Source organism: Anabaenopsis elenkinii CCIBt3563 (genome assembly GCF_015245355.1).
In the GTDB taxonomy this organism is placed as follows: domain Bacteria; phylum Cyanobacteriota; class Cyanobacteriia; order Cyanobacteriales; family Nostocaceae; genus Anabaenopsis; species Anabaenopsis elenkinii.
This window is the reverse complement of sequence record NZ_CP063311.1, coordinates 1,427,373-1,442,510: the sequence shown is the minus strand read 5'-3', so window position 1 is coordinate 1,442,510 and position 15,138 is coordinate 1,427,373. Positions and strand designations below refer to the sequence as shown.

Here is a 15,138-nt window from a genome sequence, read left to right as displayed (position 1 = left end):
CCTAGCAAAAGTTAACATAAATTTTGCTAGGAATAGAATTCATAGTTCGTTTATATTTGCGGCACATTTTCATAAAATAGGGGAACATAAACTTTACAGATGCTTTTACTTCTTTGTCTTGTATTTCATTAATCCATTTACATATAATGTCAATTATTTGTCCTAATTCATAATAAATTATTCTTAATTCTACATTTCCATACAAAACTTCGTAACCTATTAGATTTAGCTGCTCTGCTATAAGCCGTATAGAACCTAGTTCAAGGTCGCAAATTTCTTCATCTTTATTTAATTTTGATTGAGCAAGACACAATCCCTTACCCTCAGAGATAAAAAGGTCGCAAACTGGTATTTGCTTTGTTTTATTTTCTTCACAAAACACAATAAAATGATATGGATCTGCTCCGCTACCTTCATAAGTATTGCTATATACGTTTTTCCAAATCTCTATATCTTTGTTTTGTATAGTTTTTTCAAACATTTTGAGAGAGTTTAAGCTGTTATCTATTGCTCTCTGTCGATTTTGACCTCTATAACTAGCTAAAGCAATTGCTCCACCTACTATAATGAAAAAGCTTTTAACAAAATCTATCAAAATTATGAAATTAGATAAATCCCAAAAAAAACCTAAGCATTTATACATATTTTATAACCTATTGTATTTCTTAATTTGAGATAAATAAAAAAAAGTTTTGATTCTTGTTGTTACCTTTTTTTTAATATAGTGATTTAATCAGCAATGACTATAACTTTATCATTAGCTACAAAAATTTTCAAATTAGTTTATGTTTAGCTACACGATTGCTCATCCCAATTTCGGAAAAAAACGTAAATAGGAGTTACGCATTGACAGAATAACAAAATAGTGAATTGATAAATATAGGTCGTCTACTTGCTAGGTATCAGACAATTAGAAAAATCACGAAACCATCCACAGCGCAATGCAATCTAGACCTATACACCTTATTTTTACTGTCAGAGCCAAAGTTTGGGGGGTGCAGTAGGTTAGCAGAGATATTAGGAGACGTTTCACATGATAGTGTGAATCGCTTTTTATTGAGAGAGCGATATGAACCGAAAGATTTATTCAACATTATAGAAAAAGTTATTAACTTGGTAGGAGGAATACTAAGTGTAGATGATACAGTGATAGAAAAGATTTACAGCGACCCCAAAAATGCTGAATTAATCGGTTATTTTTGGTCAGGTAAAGCCCATAAAACAATTATTGGCTTAAATTTAATCACTCTATATTACAGTGATATTCATGGTAATTCAGTGCCAATAAATTACAGAATATATGATAAAAAGGAGGGAAAAACAAAAAACGATTATTTTAGAGAAATGGTAAGTGAAATAATAAGCTGGGGAGTCAAACCCAGAATTGTAACAGGTGATAGTTGGTATTCAGGAGTAGAAAATTTGAAATTCCTAAAAAACCAGAAATTGGGTTTTCTCTTCGGAATTGAAAAAAATAGAACTGTTTCAAATGAGCCACACAAGTATTGTCAAGTAAGCACTCTGGCTATTCCCGAAGAAGGATTAAGGACTCATCTGAAAGAATTTGGATTTATAAAGTTGTTGAGGAAAGACTTTAAAAAAGAAGACTCTAGACACTATATTTTGTATCTTCCAGATGAGGAAAGAATCGAGGATATAACTAGAAATGAATTTATGACAATTCATGATACTCATTGGGGAATTGAAACCTTTCATCGAGCCATAAAACAAGTATGTGGAATTTGTCGGTTCATGGTTAGGGATACTCATGCAATTAAGACTCACATCTTTTGTTCACTTCAAGCTTTTGTTAAGTTGGAGTTTATGCGCTCTGAAAAAATAATTAGCAATTGGTATGAAATACAACGGAATCTGTTTACTTTAGTTGTACGTGAGCATATTTTTGCTAATCTTAATAGCGATCGCATGATCTAGATATCATAGATCATATTTTTTGTCAATGCGTAAGTCCTACTTAGATATTTTTGATCACTGGATGGCACATAGTGAATTGTGGCGGTTGCAACGTTTAAGCGCCGATGGTCTTCACCCCAATACCCTCGGTTATCAAACTCTGTTAGCAGATGTGCTCAACTGGGAAGCACTAGCAGCCTATAATCAGAAGGTGACTGCAAAAATTAACCCCCATCAGGGGGTGTAAATTTCGACTTCCCAATTTCTCTAAAACCTCTCTGTTTCTTGGGGTTGGGTCACCGCTCCCGGCTGAGAGGTAAAAAAGTTTTGAGCAGCTTGATTCTGGTAAATACATCTAATATCAGGATTTTCACTGTCCAAATTACCTGTAAAGCCAAAGGTATTTAAACGACTTCTACATTCTCTGACTTGGCTTGATGATACAAGGTTACGTTGCTCTAAAATTGCCCAGTTATTTTGGCGCAGAACACACCCAGGACGCATACTAGGTTGAGCAACATAGACGTTAAACGGGTTGAGAGTCACAAACAGCCTCGCATCCATTACCATGGCACTAGCCCCAAACTGTACGCAAATTTCCGGGTTGGGGGCTTTGGTGTCTATGAATTCACGAGAAGCCACATTTGCCGGGGTTAAAGTGGTTGTGGAACTAAAGGCAATACCAATTCCAATACCCAAGACTAGCACCCCTGCCAAAATGGCGATAGTAGAGATGTTGAACAATGGCGATTGTAAAGCCGAGGATTTAGCGGTATTAGCGGATCTACCAGTCGATTTACGTCTCATAAAAATATCGCGGTAAGAGGGAATCTCAGTGTCTTTAGACCTGAGAGTGTCAAAGTATGCCGATTCTTAATTGTATTTCTCTTTTGCCACTGGGCAGAGGGACATCGCCACTGGAATTAGTTTCACAAGTGGCGATCGCTCCCTTGACTAGACAGCTTGATAACTAGCAGAATATGTATCTTTGAGAGGTTGCCAACGGAAAGCCCGCGCCCCCCCTCTCTCTACTACTACTTTTACTCGTGGTTCCAAGCTAGGTAAGGTTGCTAAAAACTCAACTTCCTGATCTGCGAGAATATTCCCTTCGATGATCCACAACACCAATCCCTTTGATTTTGGTGGTAGCTGCTCTAGATTATAGGTGACAATCGGTGGAATATAATATACATAACCTACCGCCGCACCAGTACTAGTGCTTTTTTTACCTAAGTGAGGTGGCCTCACTCCGTGAACTCCCGTGAGATAGGCCGCTACGTCCCCCAATCCCCTGGCAGTAATATGAAGATCAACATAGCCAGCAGCCCGCAGCCGGCGGCGATATCGACCTTCAAACCCCCCTTCTAAAGGTACGTACACACCAAGAGAACCAAATTTTTCCAGATCGCGAATTAAAGCGTTGCCAGTGGTAATTAGTGCCATAAATTTTCTTTCGTCTTATCCCACTCAGATATCTCTATTATTCACCCTCAACCAAGATTAGGTTAAAGTATTCACACCATCACCTGTCATCAAAAACTATTTTGAAGATTTCTCGACAAAACTCAATAGATGATTTATGATGTTAGATTGTGACCTGCGATCGCAAAACACTAACTTATCAATTCTCTGAGATTTGTTAAATGTTTAACATCTGTAGCCAATCATAAACTTGGCTCAAAGTTGTCAGAGACTGGTAAACTAGAAAGACTCCCAGGTTAACAAAGAGTTAGTGGCTAAATCCAGCTAGCCCATGCACGACTCTCCACTACATTCACTCCTGTAGCCCTGAAAAACCAGGGAAAATCTTAAGCTGTAGTTTAAGATTAACGTGTTGAGTGAAACAACAACTGAGGCACAATGTTAGTTTAACAACATTGCAACAGACTTAGTTAACGGATACTGAGCGGCAAAAACCCCGCTTAAGTCCCACTACAGCACGGCAGTAGCAAATTATGGCGAAAAACCAACTGCACTGCCTCCAGAAAGTGCCTAGGTAATTGCTTGGACGAAAGCATTACTGCACAAAGCGCAAAGCTAAAAAGCATTGCTCTGATTCCCAAAGTGATTTTTTCCCCAAGAAAAAAAGCTTGTGGCTGTTCTGGTGACCAAGTGAGTGAAAGTAAACGGATTCACCAAACAGTAAAGACACTGATTGTGTCCTGAAAGATATGGTGTAGTACTATCTACCCGAAAACTCCGAGGGTCGTCCAACCTCAATCGGCACTGATACAAGTGTAAAAGTGTCAATAAGAGTCTGATTCCAAAACCAGCAAGTATATAAGGAGAACCAGTTACTGTGTCTGTAGGTATTCTCGGCACCAAACTGGGCATGACCCAAGTTTTTGACGAAGAAGGAGTATCAATTCCTGTGACCGTCGTTCAAGCAGGGCCATGCACTGTTACACAAGTTAAAACAAAACAGACCGACGGTTATAGCGCCATCCAACTCGGTTATGGTGAAGTTAAACCCAAGGCGTTGAATAGACCTCTGCTGGGCCACTTGGCAAAATCATCTGCTCCAGCTTTACGTCATTTAAACGAATATCACACAGAAAGCCCTAGTGATTATACTTTAGGGCAAGAAATTAAGGCGGATATTTTTACTGCCGGTCAAATTGTCGATGTAGTCGGTACTAGTATCGGTCGCGGTTTTGCGGGTAACCAAAAGCGCAACAACTTTGGACGCGGACCGATGTCACATGGTTCCAAAAACCATAGAGCGCCGGGTTCCATTGGCGCCGGTACAACCCCCGGTCGTGTTTATCCCGGAAAACGCATGGCAGGGCGTTTAGGTGGTACTCGTGTGACAATTCGCAAGTTGACCGTGGTGCGAGTAGACCCGGAACGCAACTTACTATTAATTAAAGGAGCCATTCCTGGTAAACCGGGGTCCTTAGTGAATATTCTGCCTGCAAAGAAAGTTGGTAAGTAGTCATTACTCATGAACTAAAGACAAAAGGCAAAAAACACAAAAGGACATAAAAATGGTGGAAAGCATAGTTAAAAATTGGCAAGGAGAACAAGTCGGACAAGCGACCCTTGAGTTAAGAGTTGCTCAAGAATCAACAGCATCTCATATTGTCCATCGAGCCTTGGTCAGACAAATGACCAACTCTCGCCAGGGAACTGCTAGTACTAAAACTCGTTCCGAAGTCAGAGGCGGCGGTCGTAAACCTTGGCGGCAAAAAGGAACCGGTCGCGCTCGTGCTGGATCTATTCGTTCTCCACTGTGGCGTGGTGGCGGTGTGATTTTTGGACCCAAACCCAGAGATTTTTACCTGAAATTAAACCGCAAAGAACGGCGTTTAGCACTGCGAACCGCTTTCGTCAGCCGTGGGGAAGACTTGATTGTGGTTGAAGATTTTAACAACGAGTTATCCCGCCCCAAAACTAAAGAGTTAGTCTCGGCCCTAGCTCGTTGGGGAGCAGCACCAGAAATTAAGACGTTGTTGATTTTGCCGGAGATTCAAAAGGCAGATAACGTTTATCTATCAGCCCGGAATATCGCCAATTTAAAGATAATTGCAGCAGACCAACTCAATGTTTACGACTTGCTGCACGCTGATAAAATTGTCGTCACATCATCAGCTTTAGCAAAAATTCAGGAGGTCTATAGTGCCTAAGTTTGACCCCCGCAATCTTCCGGACTTAGTGCGTCGCCCGATTGTGACTGAAAAGGCGACCATCCTTATGGAGCAAAACAAATATACTTTTGAAGTAACTCCAAAGGCCACCAAACCACAAATTAAAGCCGCAATTGAAGACCTGTTCCAGGTCAAAGTTGTAAAAATAAATACCATGCTTCCAGCACGCAAGCAACGTCGTGTGGGTAAATTTATTGGTTACAAGCCCCAATATAAAAGAGCTATTGTCACTGTAGCGCCTGGGGACGAAGAGAAAGTTAGACAAGTTCTATTCCCAGAGGTATAAAATAAAATGGGTACTCGTTCTTATCGCCCTTATACCCCTAGTACGCGTCAGGTCACTGTTTCTGACTTTGCCGAGATTACCAAATCAGAACCGGAAAAGTCACTCACAGAATATGTACATCGCGCTAAGGGTCGGAATAATCAAGGGCGCATCACTAGCCGTCGTCGGGGTGGCGGACACAAGCAACTTTACCGGATTATTGACTTTAAACGGGATAAACGTAACATTGTCGCCGAGGTCATCGCCATTGAATATGACCCCAATCGCAACGCCCGCATCGCCCTAGTTTTATATGAAGATGGGGAAAAGCGTTATATCCTTCACCCCAATAAGTTACCAGTCGGGGCGAAAATTATCGCCGGTCCTGACTCTCCCTTTGAGGATGGTAACGCTTTACCACTGTCTAATATCCCCCTGGGTACTAGTGTCCATAATGTGGAACTGACACCAGGTAAAGGCGGGCAAATTGTCCGGGCCGCTGGCGCTAATGCCCAGGTGGTGGCTAAGGAGGGTCAGTATGTCACCCTCAAGTTGCCTTCTGGGGAAGTGCGAATGATTCGTAAAGAATGCTATGCGACTATTGGACAGGTAGGTAACACCGACGCGCGCAATCTCAGCGCCGGTAAGGCCGGACGCAATCGGTGGAAGGGTCGCCGTCCTAAGGTCAGAGGTAGTGTGATGAACCCGGTAGACCACCCACATGGTGGTGGTGAAGGTAGAGCGCCTATTGGTAGACCAGGTCCTGTAACACCTTGGGGTAAACCCGCTTTGGGCGCGAAAACACGCAAGCCTAAGAAGGCTAGCAGTAAGTTGATCGTGCGTCGCCGTCGGAAGTCTTCTAAACGGGGACGTGGTGGCCGTCAGTCATAGTCTCAAGTCAAAAAATCCAAAGTCGAAATTATGGGTCGTTCTCTGAAAAAAGGTCCTTTTGTAGCGGATCACTTGCTGAGTAAAATTGAAAAGCTCAACGCTAAAAACGAAAAACAAGTTATTAAAACTTGGTCACGAGCTTCAACAATTTTGCCCTTAATGATAGGTCATACGATCGCTGTTCACAATGGTCGTCAACACGTTCCAGTGTTTGTTAATGAACAAATGGTAGGTCATAAGTTGGGAGAGTTCGCCCCCACCCGTACCTACAGAGGCCATGGGAAAAGTGATAAAAAGGCAGGGAGATAGTTGTTAGTTAGAAAAATTTATGGCTATTGATACTACTGAAGTAAAGGCGATCGCTCGTTATATCCGGATGTCTCCCTATAAGGTGCGTCGTGTCCTTGACCAAATTCGGGGGCTGTCTTACCGAGAAGCACTGATTATATTGGAATTCATGCCCTATCGAGCTTGTGAACCAGTGCTGAAGCTGCTCAGAAGTGCTGCAGCTAATGCGGAACATAATGCCGGTTTAGACCGGACGCAATTGGTGATTACTCAAGCCTATGCTAATCAAGGTCCGGTACTAAAACGGTTCCAACCTAGAGCCCAGGGGCGAGCTTACCAAATTCGTAAGCCAACGTGTCATATCACTTTGGCGGTGGCTGCTGATGCTGCTAAGTAATCTAAGAAGTTGACAAGAGGAAGCATTTGTGGGACAGAAAATTCATCCAGTTGGTTTTCGTCTGGGTATTACGCAGGAGCATCAATCCCGTTGGTTTGCAGTTCCTCAACGCTATCCAGAACTTTTACAAGAAGACCACAAACTCCGCCAGTACATAGAGCAAAAGCTGGGTCGGTTGGCTCAAAATAACGCGGGAATCTCCGAGGTGCGCATTGAGCGCAAGGCTGACCAGATTGATTTGGAAGTACACACGGCTAGACCGGGTGTGGTTGTCGGTCGCGGTGGACAAGGGATTGAGTCACTGCGGTTGGGACTACAACAAATGCTCGGCGGTAATCGTCAGATTCGCATTAATGTTGTGGAAGTCCAAAAGGTCGATGCCGATGCGTCTTTGATTGGTGAGTATATTGCTCAACAGTTGGAGCGACGCGTTTCTTTTCGGCGGGTAGTGCGACAAGCTATTCAACGGGCCCAACGTGCTGGCGTTCAAGGCATTAAAATTCAGATCAGCGGTCGCCTCAATGGTGCAGAAATCGCTCGGACTGAGTGGACTCGTGAGGGAAGAGTGCCTTTACATACCCTCCGCGCTGATATTGATTACGCTTATTGCACGGCTAAAACAATATACGGGATTCTGGGTATTAAGGTATGGGTGTTTAAGGGAGAAATTATCCCAGGACAGGAGGAAACTACCGCTCCATCCACTCCACGGGAACGGGAGCCTCGTCGTCGTCAACAACAGCGCCGTCGTCAGCAATTTGAAGACCGATCTAATGAGGGATGAGGTATGTTAAGTCCTAGAAGAACTAAGTTCCGTAAACAACAGCGCGGCCGGATGCAGGGTCTGGCTAGCCGCGGCTGTAATATTAATTTTGGTGATTTCGGCCTCCAGGCTCAGGAGCCTTCTTGGATTACTTCCCGGCAAATTGAGGCCTCCCGTCGGGCTATGACTCGTTATATCCGCCGGGGTGGTAAAATCTGGATCCGGATTTTTCCAGATAAACCTATTACTATGCGGCCGGCTGAAACCCGGATGGGTTCAGGAAAGGGTTCTCCAGAGTTTTGGGTGGCGGTGGTCAAGCCAGGACGCATTATGTTTGAAATCGCTGGAGTTCCTGAAGAGGTGGCTCGCGAGGCTATGCGTTTGGCTGCTAATAAGCTGCCAATTAAAACTAAGTTTATTGTGCGTTCTCAACTACAGGAGCAGGAGTAGGTTATGGCTCTTCCCAAGATTTCAGAAGCTAGGGAATTAACTGATGAGCAACTGGTCTCGGAAATTGTCTCTGTGAAAAAACAACTGTTTCAACTGCGTTTGCAAGCTAGCACAAGACAATTGGAAAAGCCCCATGAGTTCCGACACGCTCGACACCGCCTGGCTCAACTGCTGACTGTGGAAACTGAGCGCAAACAAGTCCAGCAGGGTTAATCGACTACAGAATAAGAACTAGGAGATTATGGCAATTAAAGAACGCGTCGGCGTGGTGGTGAGCGACAAAATGCAAAAAACTGTGGTGGTCGCTGTAGAAAATCGCTCTCCCCACCCTAAGTATGGGAAAATTGTGGTACAAACCCGCCGGTATAAGGTTCACGACGAGCATAGTCAGTGCAAGGTGGGCGATCGCGTGCGGATTCAAGAAACTAGACCTTTGAGTAAAACCAAACGCTGGCAAGTCAAAGATATCTTGAATACAAAGGCTTCTGTGTAACAATTGTTACAATAATCTAAACTCCAAAAGGGAGATTAATAGTGATTCAACCCCAGACTTACCTCACTGTCGCAGATAATAGCGGTGCCAAAAAAATTATGTGCATCCGTGTATTAGGTGCGGGTAACAGACGTTATGGTTTTATCGGTGATAAGATTATCGCCGTTGTTAAAGATGCCATCCCCAATATGGCTGTGAAAAAATCAGATGTGATAGAAGCGGTAATTGTGCGTACCCGTCATAATATCCGCCGGGATAGTGGTATGACTATTCGCTTTGATGATAACGCCGCCGTGATCATCAATAAGGATGGTAATCCCAGAGGTACACGGGTTTTTGGACCTGTGGCTCGGGAACTACGTGATAAAAGCTTCACTAAAATCGTTTCTCTGGCTCCGGAGGTGCTGTAATGGCAAAACCCAAGGAAAAGGCGAAAGTGTTTCATAAGATGCACGTCAAAACTGGCGACACTGTGCAAGTGATCGCAGGGAAGGACAAGGGTAAGGTTGGTGAGGTGGTAAAAGCACTACCCCAACTGAGTAAAGTCCTAGTTAAAGGTGTCAACATCAAGACTAAGCACGTTAAACCCCAGCAGGAGGGCGAGTCGGGTCGCATTGTGACTCAGGAATTTCCTATCCATAGTTCCAATGTCATGCTCTATTCTACTAAGCAAAACGTAACAAGTCGTGTTTGCTACACCTTTACAGCAGAAGGTAAAAAAGTGAGAATGCTCAAAAAGACAGGTGAAATTCTCGATAAATAACCGGAATTACTGCCGTTTTACTACCCGAAGAGACTCACTAGCAATTCAGGCATACCTCCCTGACAAAGCCCAGGGATACAGATAAATAACTATGGCAACACAAAGACTCAAAGGTTTATATCAAGAAACCATCGTCCCTAAACTGATGAATCAGTTTCAGTACACTAACGTTCATCAAGTACCGAAGTTAGTGAAAATTACTGTTAACCGCGGTTTGGGGGAAGCGGCTCAAAATGCCAAGGCGTTAGAAGCGTCTTTAAATGAAATTGCTCTGATTACTGGTCAAAAGCCAGTGGTGACTAGGGCGAAAAAAGCGATCGCCGGCTTTAAGATTCGTCAGGGTATGCCTGTGGGCATCATGGTAACCCTCAGAAGCGAACGGATGTACGCTTTTCTAGACCGATTAATTAGCTTGTCACTACCCAGGATTAGAGACTTCCGCGGTATTAGTCCCAAAAGCTTCGACGGTCGCGGTAACTACACTCTGGGGGTCAGAGAACAGCTAATTTTTCCAGAGGTCGAGTACGACAGTATCGATCAAATCCGTGGGATGGATATTTCCATCATCACAACGGCGAAAAACGACGAAGAGGGTCGCGCCTTACTTAAAGAAATGGGAATGCCCTTTCGCGATCAATAAGTTCATCTAAAGAGGGAACGATGGCAGCTAACGATACAGTTGCAGATATGCTAACGCGCATCCGCAATGCCAACCTGGCAAGGCATCAAACTACACAAGTGCCAGCCACAAAAATGACTCGTAGTATTGCTAAGGTACTACAAGAGGAAGGCTTTGTGGCTGAAGTTGTAGAAGCAGGAGAAGGGATTAAGCGCAATTTGGTGATTTCACTCAAATATAAGGGTAAAAACCGTCAGCCTTTAATTACTGCTTTGAAACGAGTCAGTAAACCTGGTTTGCGCGTTTACTCCAATAGAAAAGAATTACCCCGGGTACTAGGTGGGATCGGCATTGCCATTATTTCTACATCCAGTGGTATCATGACTGACCGCGAAGCGCGTCGTCAGAGCTTAGGTGGTGAAGTACTTTGCTATGTTTGGTAGTAGTCATTACCCCCAGGGTCAGGACTGTTGGCGTAGTAGCGTCTTGAAGAGAAGATAAAGAACTAAGAATCATGTCTCGTATTGGTAAACGTCCAATTACTATTCCCGCCAAAGTGGAAGTGACAATTGATGGTAGCCAAGTTTTAGTGAAAGGTCCCAAAGGCCAACTTTCACGGACTGTGTCTCCTCATGTGGTTATCTCCCAAGAAGGACAAACATTAAGTGTCAACCGTCGTGATGACACACGTGTGTCTCGGCAAATGCACGGTTTAAGCCGCACCTTAGTGGCTAACATGGTGGAGGGAGTCTCCCAAGGTTTTCAGCGTCGTCTGGAAATTCAAGGGGTGGGTTACCGGGCACAAGTTCAAGGACGTAACCTGGTCTTGAATATTGGCTACAGCCATCAAGTGCAGATTGACCCTCCGGAAGGGATTCAGTTTGCTGTGGAAAATAACACTAATGTCATCGTCAGTGGTTACGACAAGGAAATGGTAGGTAACACAGCCGCTAAAATTCGCGCTGTGCGCCCCCCAGAACCCTACAAAGGTAAAGGCATTCGTTATGCCGGTGAAGCCGTCAGACGCAAAGCTGGTAAGACTGGTAAGAGTGGTAAGAAATAACAATGAAACTTACTCGTAGAGAATCAAAACAGCGTCGCCATCGGCGCGTTCGTGGTAAAGTTCAAGGAACCCAAGAACGTCCACGTTTATCCGTGTTTCGTTCCAACGAACATATTTACGCTCAAGTAATTGATGACACCAAGCATCACACCTTAGTAGCAGCCTCCACCGTTGAACCAGAGTTGAAATCTAAGGCTACAGGTGCTACTTGTGAAGCATCAGCCCAAGTGGGCAAATTGGTAGCAGTGCGATTGTTGGAAAAAGGAATCACCAAAGTAGTCTTTGATCGCGGTGGCAACTTATATCATGGTCGTGTCAAAGCCCTAGCTGATGCAGCACGGGAGGCTGGTTTAGATTTCTAATGACAACTGACTAATAGAGAGCATTTGATTATGGCAACTGGTCGTCGTAAGGCTAACCGCACAAAAAAAGAAGAAATTAACTGGCAAGAGCGAGTCATCCAAATTCGCCGGGTGAGCAAGGTAGTTAAGGGAGGTAAAAAACTTAGCTTCCGCGCCATCGTTGTTGTCGGTAATGAACGTGGCCAAGTCGGTGTCGGAGTCGGCAAGGCTTCAGATGTTATTGGCGCCGTCAAAAAGGGTGTGGCCGATGGCAAGAAACACCTGATTGACATTCCTATGACTAAGTCGAACTCCATTCCCCATCCTATCGATGGCGTGGGTGGCGGTGCTAAGGTGATGATGCGCCCAGCAGCACCCGGTACTGGGGTAATTGCTGGTGGTGCCGTCCGGACTGTACTGGAATTGGCAGGAGTTCGTAACATCTTGGCCAAGCAACTGGGTTCCAATAACCCCCTCAACAATGCTAGAGCTGCAGTGAATGCCTTATCTACACTCCGTACTTTTTCTGAAGTAGCCGAAGATCGCGGTATTCCTATTGAAAAACTCTACATTTAGAATGGTTGACGGTTAACGGCTTGCTAAGGCAAGCCTGCAACGGTGAACAGTCAATAGTGAACCTCTAAAAAATAACTAATTACATCATGAGACTCAACGATGTTAAACCCCAAAAAGGGTCAAAGAAACGCCGCCGCCGCGTAGCCAGAGGGATTTCCGCTGGTCAAGGCGCTAGCGCTGGTTTGGGTATGAGAGGTCAAAAATCCCGTTCTGGTAGCAGCACTAGACCGGGTTTTGAAGGTGGTCAGCAACCATTGTACCGCCGCTTGCCCAAGCTCAAGGGCTTCCCAATTGTGAATCGCAAAATTTACACTACGATTAATGTAGATAAGCTCGCTTCTCTTCCTGCCAATACGGAAGTAACTTTGACTTCTCTCCAAGAGGCGGGGATCATCACTACCGCTAAGGGTCCATTGAAAATTTTGGGCAACGGTGAATTGAATGTATCCCTCAAGGTACAAGCAGCAGCTTTTACAGGACAAGCTCGTAGCAAAATTGAGGCGGCTGGTGGTAGTTGTGAAATCGTCTAAGTGAGCACACCAATTGCACACTTGCCATCTCTGATAGCTGCTAGCCCCCCCGGTTCACTATAGAGGTAGCATTCTATGATCAGTCGAGAAAAAGCCCCAACGGCTCAAGAAACTTTTATGCAGATGGCACAAGCAGCTGGCCTGAGAGGTAGGCTGCTTGTCACCGTCGGGATTTTAATTTTGGTTCGTCTGGGTATATTTCTGCCGGTTCCTGGTCTTGATCGGGCTAGGTTCGCTGAAGCTATATCCGGTAATAATGCTGTATTCGGTTTATTGGATATCTTTTCTGGACGAGGACTTTCCACTTTGGGCATCTTTGCCTTGGGGATTTTACCTTTTATTAATGCCTCCATTATTATCCAATTACTTACCGCGGCAATTCCATCTTTAGAAAATTTACAGAAAAACGAAGGTGAGCAAGGGCGGCGCAAGATTTCCCAAATTACACGCTATGTCACGGTAGTTTGGGCAACTATTCAGAGTGTCGCTTTTTCGGCATTGTTCCTCCAGCAATTTGCTTTGAATCCAGGCCCATTGTTTGTCGCTGAAACAGCCGTCGCTCTTACGGCTGGTTCTATGTTTGTCATGTGGGCCTCAGAACTGATTACAGAACGTGGACTTGGTAATGGCGCATCATTGTTGATTTTTGTCAATATTGTCGCCTCCTTACCAAAAGCTTTAGGCGATACTATTGACTTGGTACAAGTTGGTGGTAGAGAAACCGTCGGTCGCGTCATTGTTCTGGTATTGGTATTCTTGGCAACTATTGTGGGGATTGTTTTCGTTCAGGAAGGTATCCGTCGCATCCCCATTATTTCCGCACGTCGTCAAGTCGGTCGCCGAGTATTGGCAGAACAACGTAGTTATTTACCCCTGCGGCTCAATTCCGGGGGGGTAATGCCGATTATTTTTGCGGCGGCAATTCTCAGTCTGCCATTATTAATTGCTAATTTCACCAAAAATCCTGAAATAGCTAACATTGTCAATACTTATCTCAGTCCTGGAGGTTCTGGGGCTTGGGTTTATGCTCTGGTCTACTTGGTGTCCATTATTTTCTTCAGTTATTTCTATTCTTCGTTAATTGTTAATCCAGTTGATGTGGCTCAGAATTTGAAGAAAATGGGATCTAGTATTCCCGGTATTCGTCCCGGAAAGGCTACCAGTGAGTATCTTGAACGTGTGATTAATCGACTGACTTTTTTAGGGGCGATATTTTTGGGATTTGTCGCTATTATTCCCACGGCTGTGGAAAGTGCTTTAGGTGTGCCTACTTTTCGAGGTTTGGGTGCTACCTCTTTGCTAATTCTGGTAGGTGTGGCAATTGATACGGCTAAACAAGTACAGACCTACGTGATATCTCAGCGTTATGAAGGAATGGTGAAACAATAGTGACGCGATTAATTTTCTTGGGACCTCCTGGCTCTGGTAAAGGCACTCAAGCTCAAATTTTGGCGGCGGATTTAAATATTCCCCATATTTCTACCGGGGATATATTAAGGCACGCTATGCAAGAGCAAACTCCTTTGGGTATTAAGGCTCAAGGTTATGTCAACCGGGGGGATTTAGTACCCGACCAGTTGGTTCAGGAGTTGGTGGAGGAGCGTTTTAGTCAACCTGATGTCAAGTCTGGTTGGATTCTGGATGGGTTTCCCCGTAAGGTGACACAAGCGGTTTTTCTCGAGCAGTTGCTCGCACAAACTCATGGGGGTGAGGCGAGGGTTGTTAATCTCGATGCTCCCGATGATGTGGTGGTCTCACGCTTAGTCGCTCGGGGACGAAAGGATGACACCGAGGAGGTAATTCGTCACCGTTTAGATGTTTACCGCACTCAAACAGCACCATTGATTGACTATTATCGCGATCGCCAACAGTTAGTCACGGTCAATGGACATCAGTCCCAAGAAGCAGTCACTGAGCAATTGCGCCACATCGTTACTTTATAACCTGAACAATGGGAGGAAGTCACCCACTCCCCCCCCCAAGGACGCGATTCATCGCGTCTGTGGCCCCTGTGGATAATAGGCTGGACAATTTTAGCTAAGATATATTAATAAACTATTGATATATTTCTGAAAATATGTTTTTTTGCAGACCAAGTGCTGCAACTGGATCAATAGGAGATTGTTGAATTGAGGAAA

The 15,138-nt window shown here is 44.4% G+C and carries 24 protein-coding genes and 1 pseudogene; 22 read left to right on the top strand and 3 right to left on the bottom strand.

The window, feature by feature from the left end; all coding sequences use genetic code 11:
* Window position 1: 1 nt before the first annotated feature.
* Complete coding sequence (locus tag IM676_RS06530; RefSeq protein WP_200989461.1) at window positions 2-643, bottom strand: hypothetical protein; 642 nt, start codon at window positions 641-643, stop codon at window positions 2-4.
* Window positions 644-909: 266 nt separating this feature from the next.
* Between IM676_RS06530 and IM676_RS06525 the strand changes: the two genes are divergently transcribed.
* Together IM676_RS06525 and IM676_RS06520 are read left to right on the top strand one after the other, a co-directional pair.
* Entirely contained in the window at window positions 910-1,935 is a 1,026-nt protein-coding gene (locus IM676_RS06525; protein ID WP_200990024.1) for an IS701 family transposase, read from the top strand.
* 37 nt (window positions 1,936-1,972) lie between these two features.
* Window positions 1,973-2,161 (top strand): annotated as a pseudogene (locus tag IM676_RS06520) (G-D-S-L family lipolytic protein); the annotation flags it as partial.
* Between the two features lie 20 nt (window positions 2,162-2,181).
* Here the strand turns inward: IM676_RS06520 and IM676_RS06515 are convergent.
* Together IM676_RS06515 and ndhN are read right to left on the bottom strand one after the other, a co-directional pair.
* Entirely contained in the window at window positions 2,182-2,721 is a 540-nt protein-coding gene (locus tag IM676_RS06515) for a DUF3172 domain-containing protein (RefSeq protein WP_200989460.1), read from the bottom strand.
* Window positions 2,722-2,868: 147 nt separating this feature from the next.
* Window positions 2,869-3,357 carry an NAD(P)H-quinone oxidoreductase subunit N gene (gene ndhN / locus IM676_RS06510; protein ID WP_200989459.1) on the bottom strand — a complete coding sequence of 163 codons (489 nt, stop codon included), beginning with the start codon at window positions 3,355-3,357 and terminating at the stop codon, window positions 2,869-2,871.
* 856 nt (window positions 3,358-4,213) lie between these two features.
* Between ndhN and rplC the strand changes: the two genes are divergently transcribed.
* From rplC to IM676_RS06410, 20 genes are all read left to right on the top strand, one after another.
* A complete protein-coding gene (rplC, locus tag IM676_RS06505) occupies window positions 4,214-4,849 on the top strand; it encodes a 50S ribosomal protein L3 (RefSeq protein WP_200989458.1) in 636 nt (211 codons plus the stop codon).
* Between the two features lie 52 nt (window positions 4,850-4,901).
* Entirely contained in the window at window positions 4,902-5,540 is a 639-nt protein-coding gene (rplD, locus tag IM676_RS06500; protein ID WP_200989457.1) for a 50S ribosomal protein L4, read from the top strand.
* A complete protein-coding gene (locus tag IM676_RS06495) occupies window positions 5,533-5,847 on the top strand; it encodes a 50S ribosomal protein L23 (protein WP_200989456.1) in 315 nt (104 codons plus the stop codon). Before rplD ends, IM676_RS06495 begins: the two co-directional genes overlap by 8 nt.
* Before the next feature lie 6 nt (window positions 5,848-5,853).
* The gene (rplB, locus tag IM676_RS06490) at window positions 5,854-6,717 is read left to right on the top strand and encodes a 50S ribosomal protein L2 (protein WP_200989455.1); all 864 of its coding nucleotides are present in this window, start codon (window positions 5,854-5,856) and stop codon (window positions 6,715-6,717) included.
* Window positions 6,718-6,747: 30 nt separating this feature from the next.
* Complete coding sequence (gene rpsS / locus IM676_RS06485; RefSeq protein WP_200989454.1) at window positions 6,748-7,026, top strand: 30S ribosomal protein S19; 279 nt, start codon at window positions 6,748-6,750, stop codon at window positions 7,024-7,026.
* Window positions 7,027-7,045: 19 nt separating this feature from the next.
* Window positions 7,046-7,402, top strand: coding sequence for a 50S ribosomal protein L22 (gene rplV / locus IM676_RS06480; RefSeq protein ID WP_200989453.1), 357 nt, complete (start codon window positions 7,046-7,048; stop codon window positions 7,400-7,402).
* Between the two features lie 28 nt (window positions 7,403-7,430).
* Window positions 7,431-8,186, top strand: coding sequence for a 30S ribosomal protein S3 (rpsC, locus tag IM676_RS06475; RefSeq protein WP_200989452.1), 756 nt, complete (start codon window positions 7,431-7,433; stop codon window positions 8,184-8,186).
* 3 nt (window positions 8,187-8,189) lie between these two features.
* Complete coding sequence (gene rplP / locus IM676_RS06470) at window positions 8,190-8,615, top strand: 50S ribosomal protein L16 (protein WP_200989451.1); 426 nt, start codon at window positions 8,190-8,192, stop codon at window positions 8,613-8,615.
* Window positions 8,616-8,618: 3 nt separating this feature from the next.
* Complete coding sequence (gene rpmC / locus IM676_RS06465) at window positions 8,619-8,828, top strand: 50S ribosomal protein L29 (protein ID WP_200989450.1); 210 nt, start codon at window positions 8,619-8,621, stop codon at window positions 8,826-8,828.
* A 28-nt stretch (window positions 8,829-8,856) separates the two neighbouring features.
* Entirely contained in the window at window positions 8,857-9,108 is a 252-nt protein-coding gene (gene rpsQ / locus IM676_RS06460; protein WP_200989449.1) for a 30S ribosomal protein S17, read from the top strand.
* Between the two features lie 41 nt (window positions 9,109-9,149).
* Window positions 9,150-9,518 carry a 50S ribosomal protein L14 gene (gene rplN, locus IM676_RS06455; protein WP_200989448.1) on the top strand — a complete coding sequence of 123 codons (369 nt, stop codon included), beginning with the start codon at window positions 9,150-9,152 and terminating at the stop codon, window positions 9,516-9,518.
* Window positions 9,518-9,871 carry a 50S ribosomal protein L24 gene (gene rplX, locus IM676_RS06450; RefSeq protein ID WP_200989447.1) on the top strand — a complete coding sequence of 118 codons (354 nt, stop codon included), beginning with the start codon at window positions 9,518-9,520 and terminating at the stop codon, window positions 9,869-9,871. The genes rplN and rplX overlap by 1 nt, the downstream gene beginning before the upstream one ends.
* A gap of 91 nt (window positions 9,872-9,962) precedes the next feature.
* Window positions 9,963-10,511, top strand: coding sequence for a 50S ribosomal protein L5 (gene rplE / locus IM676_RS06445; protein ID WP_200989446.1), 549 nt, complete (start codon window positions 9,963-9,965; stop codon window positions 10,509-10,511).
* A 20-nt stretch (window positions 10,512-10,531) separates the two neighbouring features.
* Window positions 10,532-10,933 (top strand): 30S ribosomal protein S8, encoded by a 402-nt coding sequence (gene rpsH, locus IM676_RS06440; protein ID WP_200989445.1) that lies wholly within the window; start codon window positions 10,532-10,534, stop codon window positions 10,931-10,933.
* A gap of 71 nt (window positions 10,934-11,004) precedes the next feature.
* A complete protein-coding gene (rplF, locus tag IM676_RS06435; protein WP_200989444.1) occupies window positions 11,005-11,553 on the top strand; it encodes a 50S ribosomal protein L6 in 549 nt (182 codons plus the stop codon).
* A gap of 2 nt (window positions 11,554-11,555) precedes the next feature.
* Window positions 11,556-11,915, top strand: a complete 360-nt coding sequence (gene rplR / locus IM676_RS06430) for a 50S ribosomal protein L18 (RefSeq protein ID WP_200989443.1) — start codon at window positions 11,556-11,558, stop codon at window positions 11,913-11,915.
* A gap of 30 nt (window positions 11,916-11,945) precedes the next feature.
* Window positions 11,946-12,470 carry a 30S ribosomal protein S5 gene (gene rpsE / locus IM676_RS06425; RefSeq protein WP_200989442.1) on the top strand — a complete coding sequence of 175 codons (525 nt, stop codon included), beginning with the start codon at window positions 11,946-11,948 and terminating at the stop codon, window positions 12,468-12,470.
* 86 nt (window positions 12,471-12,556) lie between these two features.
* On the top strand, window positions 12,557-13,000 hold the full coding sequence (gene rplO / locus IM676_RS06420) for a 50S ribosomal protein L15 (RefSeq protein WP_200989441.1): 444 nt from the start codon (window positions 12,557-12,559) through the stop codon (window positions 12,998-13,000).
* A 75-nt stretch (window positions 13,001-13,075) separates the two neighbouring features.
* A complete protein-coding gene (gene secY, locus IM676_RS06415; protein ID WP_200989440.1) occupies window positions 13,076-14,389 on the top strand; it encodes a preprotein translocase subunit SecY in 1,314 nt (437 codons plus the stop codon).
* Complete coding sequence (locus tag IM676_RS06410) at window positions 14,389-14,943, top strand: adenylate kinase (RefSeq protein ID WP_200989439.1); 555 nt, start codon at window positions 14,389-14,391, stop codon at window positions 14,941-14,943. The genes secY and IM676_RS06410 overlap by 1 nt, the downstream gene beginning before the upstream one ends.
* The last annotated feature ends 195 nt before the right edge of the window (window positions 14,944-15,138 follow it).